The organism is Novosphingobium clariflavum (genome assembly GCF_026420865.1).
Taxonomy (GTDB): domain Bacteria; phylum Pseudomonadota; class Alphaproteobacteria; order Sphingomonadales; family Sphingomonadaceae; genus Novosphingobium; species Novosphingobium clariflavum.
In genome coordinates this window covers 110,902-126,284 of record NZ_JAPCWC010000006.1, presented here as the reverse complement: position 1 = coordinate 126,284, position 15,383 = coordinate 110,902, and the positions used below count along the sequence as shown (strand labels likewise).

The following is a 15,383-nucleotide window of genomic DNA, read 5'->3' as shown; positions in this document are numbered from 1 at the left end:
GAGGGGCCTTCGGGGTCAGGCGGGAACCACGCGCTCGCCCAGTTCGGAAAACAGCGCAGTGTAGCAGGTCGCCATGTCGGAAGCGTCACTCTGAGTCAGTTCGCCGGTTGCCATCGCCTTGCCGATCGCGCCAAGCAACTCCATCGGATCGTCGCAAACGATATCGTAGATGGCGAGGTACGGGTTGGTGTCGTTGCCAGTCAGCTTGGCGACCAATTCGTAGCGCTGCGCACCATGCATGCCGAACTTGTTCACTAGTTCCGGCAAGTGCGTGGTATTGTACCACTCGTGATAGTCGCCCTCGCGGCCGGGCAGCGGCGTGGTCAGCGCGACAAGTTTGTATCGGGGCATAGGCATCCTCCTCTTATGCATGTCGATACCGAGCATCACCCCGCCCCGTGCAGGCGCGCAAGTCCGCCGGACGGGCAGCGCTAGGCATCGCCCCGGCGGCGGAGGGGTTACTGAAGCAAGCTCGAGCCTCCTGAGAAATCACCAAAAGCATCGGCAATCAAGGGCAGTGCAGCCGCCCCCTCACCGCGATATTCGCGCGGATTGGCCCCGAACACGCGCTTGAACATGCGGCTGAAATGCGCAGGACTCTTGAAGCCGACACCATAGGCGATCTCGCTGATCGAGATATCGCGCGGATCCGAACTGGAAAGCCAGTCGCGCGCCTTGGCGAGCCGCTGCTCCCAGACGAGCTCGGAAAACGAGGTCTCACGCAGGCGTAGCAGGAACGAAAGGTAGCGCGGGGAAATCCTGCAGCCTTTCGCGACCATCGCCGTCGACAGCTGCGGATCCGACAAGTGCACCTCGATGAAGCGCAGCACTTCCTCCAGCCGGCGCTCCGCGATCGACCGACGTGCCGGGCGCGGCTCCTCCAGCAACCGGACGGCCTGCCCGATCAGGCCGAATGCCGTCTCGACCAGTAACCGTGCCGAACTGTCGCAGAGACGACCATCATCGGCAAAGACATCTCCCAGCAGCTTTTCGGCGATGGCCAGTTCAGGAACGCCGCGTACCCGCACATCGGAAACGACGAGCGCTCCGCTGCAATCCTGCGTGACGTGGCCGCGCAGCATGTGCGTGGGCACCGTGACGTGCAGAACTTCACTGAACCCGGCCGGGCCGGTCCGGCATTCGATCAGGAACGGCTCCGTCGAGCGGGTGATGACAAAGTCCCCCTCTCCCACGATCTTTGCGCCGCACTGGTTGGAAAACGCGAATTCACCGCGCCGCACGAACCAGAGGATCGAGAGATCGGTCGCATCCTCGCGGATATGCTGGCGCGAACGGCGGAAAAACAGGTTGCTCGAGGACCGCTGCCGGATGATCGACACCGCACCGACCGCGCGTCGTTCCGAGCGCACGTCCACCGTCGGTGCATCCTCGACCCAGAAGTCTCCTCGATAATACTCTTGCGCGCGCTCCCCGCGGAACACGTTCTGGCCTTCGTGTACATTGCGCCTGTCGAGCGCGAACAAGGTTTCCGCCATGACCCTCTCCCCGGGTGCTGAAGGCCTTGCGATTGTCCGCAAGGCCCGGATTGGCAAGGCTGTGGCCGACTGACGACAATCTCACAGGCTCAACAGCGAGAATAGCAGCCGGCGCCTCCCCCACCCTACATATGGTGCATCTTGATCTGCACTGGACGCAGATTTCGTCAGAAGCTGCAGATGGGCTGCAGTTTCAGCCCTGCCGCCCCTTCATCGAGAGGCGCCATTCGGGCGGGTAGTTCAGGTCATGGTTCTTCACGACCTTGCCGATCCCCTGCTGAAAGGTATCGCCTTTCCCGAGATTGACATCATCGGTGCCGTCGTCCTTCATCTGCGGCAGCATGCCTTCGAGCCAGCCGGTCAGCAGGCTGCCCATGTATTCACCGCGGTACTGCTTGTAGGCCTCGATAAAGGTCTTCTGAGCCACCACCACATCGGTCGGGCGGGTGATCGAACAGGCATGCGCATACTTGGCGGTTTCCGCCTCCAGCCTGTCCCGCGGGACGACCGAATTCACGAAATTGCAGTTGGCCATCTCGTCCGCGGTGAACGGGCGGCCGGTGAACAGCATTTCGGAGAACCGGCGCAGCCCCACCATCTCCAGCCACTGCCACATCCGTGGCCCCCAACCGGCGTAGCGGAACGACGGGTGGCCGAACAATGCGTCGTCCGAAGAGACGATGATGTCGGCATCGGCACACTGGTAGAAGTGCCAGCCATAGCAATAACCCTTGGCCTCGATGATCGAGATCTTCTTGAATTCCTGCAGTGGACGGTTTCCGGAACGCGCCTTGGCGTAATAGTCAGTCAGGCCGTGCAAATAACGGAAGGATCCTGGAGGCGGATATTTCACGTCGGGATCGTCGATCTCCATGTCGACCAGGAAGCCGTCGCCGGGCTTGGGGTTGAGATAGAGATCGCCGTGTTCGTCGAGGTCGCCGCCACTGCCGAGGTGGTCGCCCATGCCGCGGATGACCAGTACTTTTACTTCGTCGTCGATGTTCGCCTTGAACACGAGTTCAGCAAACCGCGCCCGCATGCCGATGGTCGCGGTATTGTGCTTGTCCAGCCGGTTGAAGGTGATCGTGGCGATCTTCGTAGCCGGGTCCTTTTCATAGAGGACATGGCTTTCGGCGACCTGCTTGTGGTCGGCTATTGTCTTCATGGCACTCTCCCCTGACCTTGCCGCAGTCCTGACTGCCGGTCCTGCCCCTAGGGCTTGTCCGAGTGCTGCCACAGGCAAGGCAAGGGGGATTGGCATTAGGCGCGGCATTGTCGATATTGGGCGCGCAGTACGAGAGGCGACCGATCGCCCGCATCGTGGTGGAAGAGGACAACAATGGTTCACGGCAACAGCTTCTTCAGCCTCGACGGCCCGCTCGACGTCGCACCGAGCGGCGGCCAGGTGCGTGCTGCCAATTTCGCCGGACTTGCCAGGCTGGCGCGCAGTCAAGGTCGGGACGCCCGCGGCATCGTCGAGCGACACGGGATGGAAGCGCGCGTGTTGATCGACCCGGAAAGCCTCGTCGCCCCGCAGCAGGTGGCGGATACACTGGAATATTGCAGCACCCTGTTCGACGATCCGTTGTTCGGCCTTCACTTCGCATCGACGCAGGATCCCGAAGTCTTCGGCTGTGTCACCGCATTGTGCCGCTCGGCCCCTACCGTGCGCGCCGGCATCCGCTGCCTGATCGAGTTCCTGCCGGTCGTCCACGCGCCGGACTGCGAGGTCGTGCTGATCGAAGGACGCGAAACCGCCGAACTCACCTGGCTGGTGAACGCGGACATCGGGGTCAACGACCAGGCCAATTATCAGGCGGCAATGCTCAACCTCAAGCTACTGCAATCGATCGGCGGCCCTGCCTTCAGGCCAAGCTGGGTGAGCCTGTCCGCCGACCCTCGGAACAGCGACCTGCCGGAAATCGAAAAGCTGCTGGGCTGCAAGGTACGCGGGCAATCCCAGCGCAATTCGGTCGCCTTCCCGGTCTCCGCACTTGAACAACCCGTGCCGAGCGCCAACCGGTTGCTCTACAAGCTGCTGGGTTCCTATCTCCAGCAGGTGAAGTCGGCGCACAGCCCCTCGATCGTCGACAAGGTGGAAAGCTATATTCGCGGTTCGCTCGCCTATGGACGTTGCTCCATCGAACGCTGTGCCGAGAAAACCGGCATATCGGTGCGCACGCTGCAATCGCGGCTTTCCGAGCAGGATGTCCGCTTCTCGGAACTGGTCGAGAAGCAGCGCGAGACATTGGCCCGCGCACACCTTGCCGACCGGCGGCTATCGCTTGACGAAATCGCCGACCGTCTCGGCTATGGAGAGCAGACCAGCTTCGGGCGTGCCTTCAAGCGGTGGACCGGAATGACCCCGCAGCAATACCGGGCGGGCTGCTGACCCGCCCGGGTCGTCTGGCGTCACTTCATCTCGATTTCCGCCAGCATGGTCTTTGCCAGCAGCAGGAAATTATCGGTGTCCTGCTGCGCCGAAGGGATGGCCTTCCTGAACGTGGCAAAGCCATGGACCAGCCCCTTGCCCTCGTAATAGGCAGTCGGCACACCGCTTTCGATGAGCTTCGCCGCATAGGCACGCCCCTGGTCGCGCAGCGGATCAAGCCCTGCCGTCACCAGAACAGTCGGCGGCAGCCCCTTTAGGTCGCCCAACAAGGGGGACGTTCTCAGACTTTTCGGATCAGCCGCGTAGTGCTTCTGGAACAACGCAGTGGCGCTCTCATCCAGCCCGTAGCCTTTGCCGAACGCCTGCTGCGATGGATAGCGACCGATAAAATCGGCCGCAGGATAGATGGGAATCTGCAGGATCACCGGCACGGCCGCCGGCGCGTCACGCAGCGCGGCGGCCACGACCAGTGTCAGGTTGGCGCCCGCACTGTCCCCGCCGAGCACCAGTCCGGTGGCCTGCCGGCTCAGCGCCTTGCCGTTTGCGGCCACCCAGCGCGCTGCGGCTTCACCATCATCCGGCGCGGCCGGCCAGGGATGCTCCGGCGCCAGGCGATATTCGACCGAGACCACCGGAATGTCAAGCTTTCTGGCGATCTCCACCGCAAGTGCAGCGTGGGTATCGATGCTGCCCAGCGCGTAACCGCCGCCATGGTAGAACACCAGTACCGGTCCCGGTCCGCGCTCGGCACGCGCGTCATACAGGCACAGCGGGATCAGTAGACCCCGCCTTGCTCCTCGACGAAGTTGGTCATGTCTCCGGAGTCCTGCGCAGCGGCGGCCGAGCGTGCCTCGCGGGCACGGCGAATTTCGGAAACCAACGCATCGCGCCGCCGGGTGAATTCATCCTCGGCCGTGTACTGACGCGGCTCGGTATCCGGCTTGAACGCCTCCCAGATCACCGCCGCCTTGGGATCGTCGCTGGGCTCCACGCCCATGACCTGCTTCCCGGTCACGCGGTCGATCCGGACCATGCGAATACCGGCAGGGGCAATGAACGGCTGCATGGACCAACGCGGGCGTGTGGACTCGACGACCTGCTTGAAGATCGGCGCTGCGATCCGGCCGCCCTGCGCATAGCCGCCCAGCGAGCGCGGGCTATCGTAACCGATGTAGACACCGCCGACGTAGTCCTGCGTACCGCCGACGAACCAAACGTCGGTCGGCCCGTTGGTGGTGCCGGTCTTGCCGAACATCGGCATGTTGAGCTCACGCAGTCGCACCGCGGTACCGCGCGTGACGACGCCTTCGAGCATATGGACCACCTGATAGGCGGTCGGCGCATCGAGCACCTGCTTGCCACGGCGATCGACACGCGGCATCGGCTTGCCGTCCCATTCAGCCATGTTGCAGCTATCGCAGCGGCGATTGTCGGACTTCCAGATGACCTTGCCGTTGCGGTCCTGGATATAGTCGATCGGCGAGGACTGGAACTGGACGCCGTTGTTGGCGAGCGCGGAATAGGCATTGACCATGCGTGCCACGGTCGTTTCGCCTGCCCCCAGCGCGAAGGAAAGATAGGCCTTGTAGTCACCGATGCCGACGTTGTGGAACGTCTTGATGACACGCGGCATGCCGGTGTCGTTGGCGATACGAACCGTCATAAGGTTGCGCGACTGCTCAAGGCCCCAGCGCATCGTGTGGCTGCCCGCCCCGCCCTCGCCGCCGAAGTTGCGGAAGCATTTGTCGCCCAGCGCCGCGCCTTGATAGACGCAGAAAGTACCGTCGAGCACCTGGGTCGCCGGGGTCATGCCGTACTGCAGCGCAGTGGCATAGACGAAGGGCTTGATCGTCGAACCAGGCTGGCGCTCGGCCTGCACCGCGCGGTTGAAGGAATCGATCCCCGCGTCGAAACCGCCCTGCATGGCAACGATCCGACCGCTGCCCGGCTGCTCCATCATCATGCCGCCTGAAACGTCAGGGATCGTGCGCACCGCATAAGTCCCTGCAGAGACCGGCGCCGCGGCGATCAGGTCCCCGGCCTTGGCCGCTTCGGGCACATTGGTGAGCGCGGACACGTTGCCATCGGCAAAACCGATCCGTCCGGTGCTGCCCGAACGGTCGAGAATGACGCCGACGCGCCAGTCCTTGTAGTCGATCGTCTTGTTGGCGACGATCAGTTCGGTCTGCCAGTTCTCGAGATCGTTGATGTGCGCGATGGGATGCGCCCAGGCACGGCCACCCTGATAGTTCAGCAGTCCGGCGCGCAGTGCATCGCGCACCGCCTTCTGCATTTCGGTATCGAGCGAAGTGCGCACCCAGAGGCCGCCCGCGTAGACGCTGTTGGGGCCATCCTCGGCCTTTTCGCCATACTGGTCGATCAACCGCCGGCGCACTTCCTCGATGAAGTAGGCATTGCTCGTGTCGTAAGTCTCGACACGGCGGGGAATGAGGCCGAGCGGCTTGGCCTTGGCAGCCTCCGCCTCGGGGCGGGTCGCCCAACCGTTGCTGACCATCTGGTCAAGCACCCAGTTGCGGCGGGTGATCGCCATTTCCTCGTATTGCTTGCGCCCGTAACGCTCCGGCGCCTTGGGCAGGATCGCGAGGAACGCGGCGTCGTGAAGATCGAGCTGGTCGACATCCTTGCCGAAATAGGCACGCGCCGCCGCCTGCACCCCGAAGCTCTGACGCCCGAGCGGGATCTCGTTGAGGTAGAGTTCGAGGATCTGCTGCTTGTTGAGCACGCCCTCGATCCGGCGAGCGACGATCATCTCCTTGAGCTTGCGCGTCACGGAGTATTCGTCGCCGATCAGGATGTTCTTGGCGACCTGCTGGGTTATCGTCGAGCCGCCCCTGGCGCGACTTCCGGTACCGAACTTGGCCGCGTAATCGACCACGGCGCCAGCCAGGCCGCCAAAATCGACGCCGCCGTGCGTCCAGAAGGTCTTGTCTTCGGCCGAAAGAAAAGCGTCGATCAGCTTGGGGGGAAAGTCGACGAACCGCAATTGCACGCGGCGCTCTCGCGCATAGCTGTAGACGATAGCGCCATCACCGCCGCGCACCATCGTCGGCAGCGGCGGCTGATACTCGAGCAGCTTGTTCGCATCAGGTAAATCGTGGGCAACGACTACGTAGAGCCCGCCGAACGCAATGCAGCCCGCGCCGGCAAGATAGCCGAACCTACGCAACCACTTGCGTTCACGCCACGCCTTGCGCAGCCCCGCAAAGCGACCGGAAATGGCGGCACGGGCGCCGCGACGCAGGCGGAAGTGGGCATCCTCGGGGGTCTGCTCGGCGCCGTTTTCGCTGATATCGTCAGTCATTACGACCGCCCTCTAGCATGGGGATTTTGCGCTAGGCCAGACTGGAGACGCCCCGCCGCGCGCTTTTCACGTTCGACGATGCCCATCCGTCACGCCTTCATCACGCCCCGATGCGCCGCGCGAACCAGGCGCGAACGGCATTGGCAGCCACCTGGGCCAGTTGATCCTGACCCTCCTTCGACGTCAGGAAACGGGCATCGTCAGCGTTGTTGATATAACCGGTCTCGAACAGCACCGAGGGAATATCGGGCGCCTTGAGCACGGCGAGCGCCGCCGTCTCGATCTGGTCGCGGTGCAACCCGACACCTGCGTCGCGCATTTCGCGCAGCAACAGGTCCGCGAACTGGCTGGAGCCGGCCTGAGAACCGCGCTGCGAAAGGTCGAGCAGGATCGCGCCGACATCCTCGCTGGTTTTTGCCAAGGCCACGCCGTTGACCTTGCCGGCCTGATTCTCGCGCGCAGCAAAACGCTCCGCCGCCTCGCTCGACCCTCTTTCCGACAGGACGTAGACGCTGGCCCCGCGCGCAGTGTCACCCTCGGCGCTATCGGCGTGGATCGACAGGAACAGGTCCGCGTTCAAGCGCCGGGCAACATCGGGACGGTCTCCCAGGGCGATGAAACGATCCGCATCGCGCGTCAGGGCGACGCGCACGCCGCCGCCTGCCAGCAGCTTCCGGCGGATCGCCTGGGCGATCTGAAGCGCCACCGTCTTTTCCCGAACGCCGCCATTTTCCGCGCCTGCCCCCGGATCGAAACCCCCGTGCCCGGCATCGATGACCACCAGCGGGCGGCTCGCATCAGCGGGACCGTCGACGCGCGGCAGATCGACCGGCGCATCGATGGAAGGCAAGTCGAATCGAACGACGTAATCGAGATCGCGCGCCGAGATCACCAGCCGCGGATAAAACACCGGCAACGCCGCCAGCAGCGCCATCGGCGCGGAAAGTAGCATGATCGACTGCATACGGCGCGACATGGAATGAATGACTAAGTGCGTCGCAACCGCCGGGCAATCCTGCATGCTTATGCTTTCCCCCGGATATTGCCCCCGCAAGGCGAGGAATGACAGCACCCCCGATCAATCAGGCAGGACCACGCCCGTCCTCCGGCGTTCGCTCGCCCATCCGCGAAGCCAGCATCCGCTGGCGGGACTCGGCACGGAGCCTTGCTGCAAGCGCAAGGAAAGCACGGCAACACGCTTGCCGTGCAAGGCCATGAATGCTAGGCCCTTCAGTTCCGGGGCAATAACGCTTCCGGTTCTCGTAATCCCGTCGATGCATGCCTACATGCCGCCGGCACAGGACCGGAAAAGCCACAGGCCCGGGCGCCAGAACCGGAAGAATTTCGTCCGGCACGAACAGGTTGACGCGAGAGATGAGAAGCCAATTGCCGCCCTGCCAGCCGACGCCCGAACGGGCGCGCATGGCGTGGCCGCAATTTTCCGCGTGTCTCATATCGCCACGCGAACTCGCTCTCGCAGACACGCTCACGTCCCGAGGGACGACAGACAAGAGAGTCGCAATCGGAGCGGCACTCCACTCCGACTTCATCTTTATCCCGCTCCGCAACGAGGCGAGCCCTGCCGCATCCGGCAGTTTCGCATCCGGCAGGCATCACGCCATCCTTGCGGACACCACTGAACAGGATCGCGCCGTCACCGCCCCAGAGGCCGGGACCGAGCGCGCATGGAGAATACACAATGGCAACGCGCATGCTCATCGATGCGCGCCACCCAGAAGAAACGCGGGTGGCGGTACTCAAGGGAAATCGCATTGAAGAGTTCGATTTCGAATCGGCCGACAAGAAGCAGATAAAGGGCAACATCTACCTGGCGAAGGTCACCCGCGTGGAACCTTCGCTTCAGGCGGCATTCGTTGACTTCGGCGGCAACCGCCACGGCTTCCTCGCCTTCAGCGAAATCCACCCCGACTACTACCAGATCCCCAAGGAGGACCGCGAGGCCCTGCTGGCGGAAGAAGCCGCCCACGCCGAGGAAGAAGCCGCGCTGCGTGCGTCGGAAGGTGATGACGAAGACGAGGACGGCGGCGAAGGCTACGACGGCGAAGGCTATTCCGACGGCGGCCTGACCGAAGTCGACACTTCCGAAAAGGATCACGTTGCCACCATCGAGGACGGCAACGTCGAGAACGGCTTCGAAGCCGCCGAGGAAGAAGCCGCCGAAGAAGACAGCTCGGGCCGCGGTCGCCGCGGTCGTGGACGCCGCCAGGGTGGCCGCAGTGGTGGCCGCTCGAAGGAAGCGGACGAACTGCGCGCCAAGCGCATGGCCCTGCGCCGCCGCTACAAGATCCAGGACGTGATCCACCGCCGTCAGGTGCTGCTGGTCCAGGTCGTCAAGGAAGAGCGCGGCAACAAGGGCGCCGCCCTCACCACCTACCTCAGCCTCGCGGGCCGCTATTGCGTGCTCATGCCGAATTCGAGCCATGGCGGCGGCATCAGCCGCAAGATCAGCTCAGCATCGGACCGCAAGCGCCTGAAGTCGATCATCGCCGAGCTGGAACTCCCGCGCTCGATGGGCTGCATCGTCCGTACTGCCGGCCTCCAGCGCACCAAGACCGAGATCAAGCGCGACTTCGACTATCTCGCCCGTCTCTGGGACGAACTGCGCGAACAGACGATGCGCTCGGCCGCTCCGGCGCTGATCCATTCGGACAGCGACCTGATCAAGCGCGCCATCCGCGACATCTACAACCGCGACATCGAGGAAGTGATTGTCGAGGGCGAGGAAGGCTACCGCGCGGCGAAGGACTTCATGAAGCTCCTGATGCCGAGCCACGGACGCAAGGTTAAGCCTTACGCCGATCCAGTTCCGCTCTTCCAGCGCTTCGGTGCCGAAGACCAGCTGACCGCAATGTACGACCCGGTCGTGCAGCTGCGTTCGGGCGGCTACATCGTCATCAACCCGACCGAGGCGCTGGTCTCGATCGACATCAACTCGGGCCGCGCCACCAAGGAGCACGGCATCGAGCAGACGGCGGTCGCCACCAACCTCGAAGCCGCGCAGGAAATCGCCCGCCAGCTTCGCCTGCGCGACATGGCCGGCCTTGTCGTCATCGACTTCATCGACATGGAGTACGGCTCCAACGTCCGCAAGGTCGAGAAGGCGATGAAGGAAGCGCTCAAGAACGACCGCGCACGCATTCAGGTGGGCCGCATTTCCAGCTTCGGCCTCATGGAAATGAGCCGCCAGCGCCTGCGCACCGGCGTTCTGGAAGCGACCACCCGTTCCTGCCCGCACTGCGACGGCACCGGCCTCGTCCGCACCGCCAGCTCGGCCGGCCTCTCGGCACTGCGTCTCATCGAAGACGAAGCTGCCAAGGGCAAGGGCATCGTGGTTTCGCTCTTCGCCTCGACCGAAGCGGCGATCTACCTGCTCAACGCCAAGCGCACAGACCTTGCCGACATCGAGGAACGCTACGGCGTTGCAGTGGAAGTGATCCCCGAAGGCGAGAACGAAGGCGCAAAGATGCGTGTCGTCTCTTCCGGTCCGCGCAACGAGTTCGTGCCCCGCTTCGAGCCGATCGCCGAAGACGTCGAAGATGATTTCATCGACGACGAGGAAGAGATCGAGGAAGAAGAGCGCGAGGAAGCGCGCAGCCGCGACGAAGACGGTGATGGCGGTTCGCGCCGCAAGCGCCGCAAGCGTCGCCGTGGCCGCAACCGCCGCGACGAACAGACCTCGGAAGACGTTGAAATCGAAGCCGAAGGCGACGAGGAAGCAAGCGAAGCCGAAGACGAGGTCGGATCCGACGGCGACGCGGGTCCTGCCAGCGAAGGCAACGGTGACGACGACGAATCCGAAGCGCCCCGCAAGCGCCGCCGCCGTGGTGGTCGCCGCCGTCGCAATCGCCGCAATGGTGAGAACGGCGAAGGCGAAAACGCCGGCGATTCGGCCGAAGGTGATGATGGCGACGAAGGACTCGAGGCTGAAGCCGCACCTGTAGTCGACGCCCCGGCAGTCGAGGCTCCGGTTGCGGAAACCATCGCCGAAGTCGTCACCGAAGTGGCCGCACCCGAAGCGGAAGAAGCCCCGAAGCCGAAGAAGCGCGCTCCACGCCGCAAGAAGGCAGAGGCTGCAGAAGTCGAAGCACCTGCCGTGACCGAAGCGGTTGCGGAAGAAGCACCGGCTCCGGTCGCCGAAAAGCCCAAGCGCACGCGCCGCAAGAAGGCCGAGCCCGCAGAAGCGGCTGCCGAAGTCGCCGCCGAAGAAGCTCCGGTTGCCGAAAAGCCCAAGCGCACGCGCCGCAAGAAGGCCGAGCCCGCCGAAACGGTTGCCGAAGTCGCCGCCGAGGAAGCTCCGGTTGCCGAAAAGCCCAAGCGCACGCGCCGCAAGAAGGCCGAGCCGGTTGAGCCCGTTGCCGAAGCGGTGGCGGAACCCGCCGCAGAACCGGCTTCGGTGGAAGTTGCGGAAGCCGCCGACGAACCCGCCGCGCCGCGCCGTGGCTGGTGGCAGCGCACCTTCGGCGAATGATCGACGCCGCTGGATCTGCTACCCGTAGATCCAACACTTGAACAAAGCCCCGCATGGCAACATGCGGGGCTTTTTCATTATCCTACAAGCCTTTGATCTGCCCCATCAGGCAAGTACACACCGCTCCGTGGTCGGGTCGATCACGCTTGCGACCTCGGTGATGCGCGTCGCCGGAAAGCCCGACAGTTCGGCATGCCTGCGAATCTGCTCCTCGTTCTCAGCTAGATAGATGCAGAATGTCTTGTCGGCAGCGACGTAGGAGTGCTCCCACTGCAGCCCATCGACCTTCGCAAGCGCTTCATTCGAAGTCCGCGCCGCGCCGCCCAGTGCCGACTCGCTCATGCCGCCAACCCCCGGGAGATCACGTTCAATTACAAATCGCTTCATCATGGTCTGAACCTTTCCCATGCCAAACCCCGCCCCTTCCTGTGGGCGGAGCCATCGCCCCCGCCTGCATTCTACCCTCAAACAACAGCGTTTCCGCGCGTGAATTTGGCCAAGTCCGCGACATTTGCGCCGGTCAGGCGCTTGCATTTGTCGTCACGGCACTTGCAATCCGCCATGGTATGCACACTTGCCCTTGCTACGCGCCGCACAATCGCTAGAGGGAGGTCAACTGTCGCGGCTCATGCCGCAGTGCAAGATCACGGGGATTCTTTCATGGCGACCTTCACCCTCCCGGCCAACAGCAAGATCAAGAAGCAGGGCAACGTCCACAAGGCCGAAGGTGCGACGCACGCCAAGAAGTTCACCGTCTACCGCTACGACCCGGATTCGGGCGAGAATCCGCGCTACGACACGTTCGAGATCGATCTCGACAAGTGCGGCCCGATGGTTCTCGACGCGCTCATCAAGATGAAGAGCGAACAGGATCCCTCGCTGACCTTCCGCCGCTCGTGCCGTGAAGGCATCTGCGGCTCCTGCGCAATGAACATCAACGGCAAGAACGGCCTCGCCTGCACCACCGCGATCGAGGACCTCAAGGGTGACATCCGCATCACCCCGCTGCCGCACATGGAAGTGATCAAGGACCTCGTTCCGGATTTCACGCACTTCTACGCGCAGTACGCCTCGATCCGTCCCTGGCTGCAAACCGTCTCGACCACGCCTTCGGGCAAGGAACGTCTTCAGAGCCCCGAACAGCGCGAAAAGCTTGACGGCCTCTACGAGTGCATCCTGTGCGCCTGCTGCTCGACTTCGTGCCCGAGCTACTGGTGGAACTCCGACAAGTTCCTCGGCCCGGCCATCCTTCTCCAGGCCTACCGCTGGCTGGCCGACAGCCGCGATGAAATGACCGGCGAGCGTCTCGACGAGCTGGAAGATCCCTTCCGTCTCTACCGCTGCCACACCATCATGAACTGCGCCAACGTGTGCCCCAAGGGTCTTTCGCCCGCACGCGCCATCGCCGAAATCAAGAAGATGCAGGCCGAACGTCAGGTCTGATCGACCTGACTGCCGCCCCCGGATCTCTCGTGATTCGCATTGACCCAGCGCTATGCCGGCCCGATTTTCGGGCGGGCGGGCGCCGTGTCGTCGCCGTCGCGACCATCCGCAAGCACACCCTGCCATGACTGCCATGCTTGAACGCTACGAAACGCTGGTTGCGACCGGCGAGCTTCGCTCCGACCCGGAGCAGGCCGCTGCCGCGCAGCGTCTGGATCGCCTCCAGCGCGAGCTCTACAAGGCCAACGCGGCCTCCGGGCTATTCGGCAAGCTTCTGGGCAAGAAGGCCGCCCCGCCCCGCGGCCTCTACATGTGGGGCGGCGTCGGACGCGGCAAGTCGATGTTGATGGACCTGTTCCACAACACGCTCGACATGCCTGAAAAGCGCCGCATCCATTTCCACGCCTTCATGCTCGAAGTTCACGCCCGTCTCCGTGAAGAACGCAAGAAGGAAACCGGCGACCCCATCCCACCGGTTGCCGCCGCAATCGCACGCGATGTGCGTTGCCTCGCGTTCGACGAGATGGTCGTCAACAACTCTGCCGACGCCATGATCATGAGCCGGCTGTTCACGCACATGATCGTAAACGAGGGCGTGACCATCGTCACCACCTCGAACCGAGCACCGAAGGACCTCTACAAGAACGGTCTCAATCGCGAGCATTTCCTGCCCTTCATCGATCTGATCGAGAAGGAACTGGACGTACTGACGCTCAACGGCCCGACAGACTATCGCCTGCACCGCCTCGGTGGCATGGCCACCTGGCATTGTCCGCTGGGTGAGGAAGCCACGAACCAGACCCGCGAAGCCTTCTACCGCCTGACCGACTATCCCCCGGAGGATAGCGAGCATGTGCCGTCGGCCGAGTTGGATGTCGGCGGCGGCCGCTTGCTGCACGTCCCCAAGAGCCTCAAGGGCGTAGGCGTGTTCAGCTTCAAGCGCCTTTGCGGCGAGGCGCGGGGTGCGGCCGACTATCTGGCGGTTGCCCGCGCCTACCACACGGTGATCGTCGTCGGCATCCCCAAGATGGGGCCCGACCGCCGCAACGAAGCCGCACGCTTCGTGACGCTGATCGACGCGCTGTACGAGCACAAGGTCAAGTTGATCGCTGCAGCCGACGCCATCCCTGAGGATCTCTATGCCGCGGGCGACGGACGCTTTGAGTTCGAGCGCACTGTCAGCCGCCTCAACGAGATGCAGAGCGCGGAATATCTCGCCAAAGGCCACGGCGAAGACTGACCGCCGGCGGGACGACATTTCATGCGTTCTGCAATCCACCATCCATCGCCGAGCCGGATCGCGGGCATTGTGCTGACGTCGCGCCAGCAAGGTAGCGGCACCATCGATGAAGGGGCGTTACTCCCACCCGTATATACGCAAGATAGTCAGGCAGGCGGTTAGAGCGTTTTCTAATCAGGTGGAATTACCTGGTGACTCGGAAAACGCGTAAAACCAAAGTCTTAGAGTGGTTGATCCGATGCAGTCGGATCGGAAACTGCTCTAGCCACGCCTTCCGGTTTGCGCGAGAAGCGTAATCGCCCCGCATGCCGAGAAGGGGATGGCGTGCTTTTCCGTCAGACTGCGGAAGTCACTCTGGCGCCAAGAACAGGTCCGATCCTACTCGCAATCGGTGCGCTGCCTCAGAGTCTCGCAGTTCGGCAACCATCCTGACGGCCTCATTGGCCCCTGCCCGCGACATCGCAGCCTGGCGTCTCCTTCGACAATCGCCAATTTCATGTCAGCGTAAACACGCTACCGATTGGCCGCCGAGATGGCATCGCGCCAAGCAGCGCATTCCCCTCAACCAATTCGTTAAAATATTGAAACGCCCCTGCCGGTCCACCCTTCGGGAAGCGTCTCCGCGCTTCAATGGGGTTAACGCTGCTTCCCTGCGGTTAACGATTCTCCCCCAGACCCTTTACGTGCTGGCCGGGAAAACGCTTGCCTGACGCATTCATCACCTCAGGCCCAGGCAAAATTAAAGCGCCCGATCCGTCTAGGAGGGCGCTGCCTGAAGGTGGTGATCATGAGATAGGAGGAAGGACAAGCCCTCAAAATATCCCAGAATTCCGTCAATTTTTATTGATTCAGTTACGGCGTTTCACGGCCATGACCGTGAAACGCCGCAAAGTACTTAAAGGATTAACGGCCGCCGAGGCCGCCCCAGTACCAGCTGTAAAGACCCTTGGTCATTGTAGTTACCCCATGTGAACCACCGCTGTTTCGCGGCTGACACAATG

Annotated in this window: 11 protein-coding genes; 4 read left to right on the top strand and 7 right to left on the bottom strand. The window is 63.1% G+C overall.

The features are described 5' to 3' along the window. Positions 1-15 precede the first annotated feature (15 nt). The 3 genes from OKA11_RS10280 to OKA11_RS10270 all read right to left on the bottom strand — a co-directional run bounded on the left by OKA11_RS10280 (position 16) and on the right by OKA11_RS10270 (position 2,661). A complete protein-coding gene (locus OKA11_RS10280; protein ID WP_267220102.1) occupies positions 16-351 on the bottom strand; it encodes a hypothetical protein in 336 nt (111 codons plus the stop codon). A 107-nt stretch (positions 352-458) separates the two neighbouring features. Beyond that, a complete protein-coding gene (locus OKA11_RS10275) occupies positions 459-1,496 on the bottom strand; it encodes a helix-turn-helix domain-containing protein (RefSeq protein ID WP_267220101.1) in 1,038 nt (345 codons plus the stop codon). Positions 1,497-1,689: 193 nt separating this feature from the next. Then, complete coding sequence (locus OKA11_RS10270; RefSeq protein ID WP_267220100.1) at positions 1,690-2,661, bottom strand: enoyl-CoA hydratase/isomerase family protein; 972 nt, start codon at positions 2,659-2,661, stop codon at positions 1,690-1,692. A 174-nt stretch (positions 2,662-2,835) separates the two neighbouring features. On the opposite strand from OKA11_RS10270, the gene OKA11_RS10265 reads away from it, so the two are divergent. Beyond that, positions 2,836-3,888, top strand: coding sequence for an AraC family transcriptional regulator (locus tag OKA11_RS10265; protein WP_267220099.1), 1,053 nt, complete (start codon positions 2,836-2,838; stop codon positions 3,886-3,888). A gap of 20 nt (positions 3,889-3,908) precedes the next feature. Here OKA11_RS10265 and OKA11_RS10260 read toward each other — a convergent pair whose 3' ends face one another. From OKA11_RS10260 to OKA11_RS10250, 3 genes are all read right to left on the bottom strand, one after another. Beyond that, positions 3,909-4,652, bottom strand: coding sequence for an alpha/beta hydrolase (locus OKA11_RS10260; RefSeq protein WP_323748320.1), 744 nt, complete (start codon positions 4,650-4,652; stop codon positions 3,909-3,911). 11 nt (positions 4,653-4,663) lie between these two features. Then, complete coding sequence (locus tag OKA11_RS10255) at positions 4,664-7,210, bottom strand: penicillin-binding protein 1A (protein ID WP_267220097.1); 2,547 nt, start codon at positions 7,208-7,210, stop codon at positions 4,664-4,666. A 100-nt stretch (positions 7,211-7,310) separates the two neighbouring features. After that, positions 7,311-8,186, bottom strand: coding sequence for an N-acetylmuramoyl-L-alanine amidase family protein (locus tag OKA11_RS10250; RefSeq protein WP_267220096.1), 876 nt, complete (start codon positions 8,184-8,186; stop codon positions 7,311-7,313). A gap of 723 nt (positions 8,187-8,909) precedes the next feature. Between OKA11_RS10250 and OKA11_RS10245 the strand changes: the two genes are divergently transcribed. Next, complete coding sequence (locus OKA11_RS10245; protein ID WP_267220095.1) at positions 8,910-11,699, top strand: Rne/Rng family ribonuclease; 2,790 nt, start codon at positions 8,910-8,912, stop codon at positions 11,697-11,699. Between the two features lie 105 nt (positions 11,700-11,804). Here OKA11_RS10245 and OKA11_RS10240 read toward each other — a convergent pair whose 3' ends face one another. After that, positions 11,805-12,086: a DUF4242 domain-containing protein gene (locus tag OKA11_RS10240; protein ID WP_267220250.1), complete on the bottom strand. Its 282-nt coding sequence runs from the start codon at positions 12,084-12,086 to the stop codon at positions 11,805-11,807. A gap of 273 nt (positions 12,087-12,359) precedes the next feature. On the opposite strand from OKA11_RS10240, the gene OKA11_RS10235 reads away from it, so the two are divergent. Both OKA11_RS10235 and zapE read left to right on the top strand, forming a co-directional pair. Continuing rightward, positions 12,360-13,142 (top strand): succinate dehydrogenase iron-sulfur subunit, encoded by a 783-nt coding sequence (locus OKA11_RS10235; protein ID WP_142634212.1) that lies wholly within the window; start codon positions 12,360-12,362, stop codon positions 13,140-13,142. 124 nt (positions 13,143-13,266) lie between these two features. Then, positions 13,267-14,382, top strand: a complete 1,116-nt coding sequence (gene zapE / locus OKA11_RS10230) for a cell division protein ZapE (protein WP_267220094.1) — start codon at positions 13,267-13,269, stop codon at positions 14,380-14,382. Positions 14,383-15,383 lie beyond the last annotated feature (1,001 nt).